The following is a 345-nucleotide window of genomic DNA, read 5'->3' as shown; positions in this document are numbered from 1 at the left end:
GCATAAAATACTTCTAATAATTCTATATCAGAGGTAATAACTGCAATTAAATTTCCTTTATCACGACCTTCTAATTTAGCAGGACACAATTTTCTTAAAGCAACAAAGACCTTATCTCGAAGCAATGCTAATAATTTAAAAGCAATATAGTGATTACATGATTGTTCTATGTATCGAAAAACGCCACGAAACAAAGCACATAAAAGAATAATAATAAAAATAGTACTTAAATTTATTCCAATATTAAAATCTAAAACATCTAAAATTGCATAACCACTTAAAATAGTTATAAAACTAGCACAAAGATGACCAATTAATCCCATTAATATTGCAAGAATCATATAA

Annotated in this window: 1 protein-coding gene; it reads right to left on the bottom strand. The window is 26.1% G+C overall.

Going from position 1 to position 345, the window contains the following annotated elements; translation table 11 throughout:
• Positions 1-345: ABC transporter transmembrane domain-containing protein (locus KHA85_RS20695; RefSeq protein ID WP_272875198.1), on the bottom strand; the 345-nt coding region annotated here is incomplete at both ends.

Source organism: Dietzia massiliensis, from assembly GCF_018390595.1.
Lineage (GTDB): Bacteria > Actinomycetota > Actinomycetes > Mycobacteriales > Mycobacteriaceae > Dietzia > Dietzia massiliensis.
The sequence above is the reverse complement of the archived record's forward strand: the minus strand, read 5'-3'. Positions and strand labels throughout refer to the sequence as shown.